The organism is Niveispirillum sp. GW835-FHT14G11, from assembly GCF_058793615.1.
The window spans coordinates 1-1,239 of the sequence record NZ_JBXAFZ010000059.1 but is presented as its reverse complement, the minus strand read 5'-3'; the positions used below and the strand labels follow the sequence as shown (position 1 = coordinate 1,239).

The following is a 1,239-nucleotide window of genomic DNA, read 5'->3' as shown; positions in this document are numbered from 1 at the left end:
TCTACGGGTCTGGTTTCGCGCCCGTCCAAGGTCCGGGGGGCTGGATCGTGTATTTGTGATTGCGCCGCCGCTTCATGCTGATCGTCGCCTGCTTGGCAATAAAGTCCGAGACTTTCTCCATGGCATTCTTGACCGGATCGGCAGCCAGATGGGCGTAACGAGCCGTGGTCTGGACCTGTGTATGTCCGAGCAGCTTGCCGATCATCGGCAGCCCTTCGCCCAGGAACAGCGCGCCGCTGGCGAACGAGTGCCGCAGGTCATGGATGCGGACATCATCCAGTCCGGCCTTCTTGCGGATGCGGCGCCAGGGCGGCTGCAAGTCGGTCAGCCGGGCACCTTCCTTCGTGCCGGTGATGACCCAGGGATTATCCTTTAGCCTGGGGATGGACCGCAGCACGGCAGCCACTGCTTCCCCGAAATGCACGACCTTCGCGCCGGTCTTGGAATCCGGCAGACGCAACGCCCGCGCCTGCCAATCCACATAGGACCATTTCAGGGTCATGATCTCGCCCAGGCGACATCCCGTCAGCATCAGCAACCGGACGGCGGCAGTTACGGCTGGGGGTTCCGATCCATCCGTCTCGACCTCGGCCAATGTCCGGCCCAAGGAGGCATATTCATCGGCACCCAGGAACCGTTCGCGCTTCTCCTCACGATACTTCTTCACATGCAGGCAGGGATTGCTGCCATCGGGCCGCAGCCCCCAGACCTCGGCCAGATTGAACATCTTGGACAACACGCCCAGGGTCCGGTTGGCCTGATAGGGGATGTGCTGTAGGGATTGGTGCAGTTCGGCGATGTCACGGCGTTCGATATCCAGGACTTTGCGGGTGCCGATCTCGGGATTGATGAACAACTCGACGGAGCGCTTGTATTCATACTGGGTGGAGGGTTTACAGCGGACGGCGACATGTTCCTTGAGGAAACGCTCGCCGAGCCCTTTGACCGTAGGCGATTTGCGGGCCACGTCCAGTTCCTTGACCGGGTCGTTGCCAGCTTTCGCCTGTGAAATGATTTCGTGCGCCTTGATCCGGGCTTTCTCGGCGGTGACGGGGCCATGCGTGCCGATCGTCACCTTTCGCAGCCGGCCCTTGACCCGCGTCATGGCGACATAAACCTTGCGACCCGACGGCCAGACACGCACACCGAAGCCGCGAAGTTCATCGTCCCAATGGACGGTTTCGACTGCTCCGGGTTCCAATTGGTCGACCACACGCTTCGTCAGCTTCGCCATGGGGG

1 protein-coding gene is annotated in these 1,239 nt (G+C 61.4%); it reads right to left on the bottom strand.

Annotated features, from left to right (window positions below; translation table 11 throughout):
* Nucleotide 1: 1 nt before the first annotated feature.
* Nucleotides 2-1,239, bottom strand: a 1,238-nt coding sequence (locus tag AC1Q7F_RS32585) for a site-specific integrase (RefSeq protein ID WP_492512707.1), incomplete at its 5' end; no start/stop codon positions are given.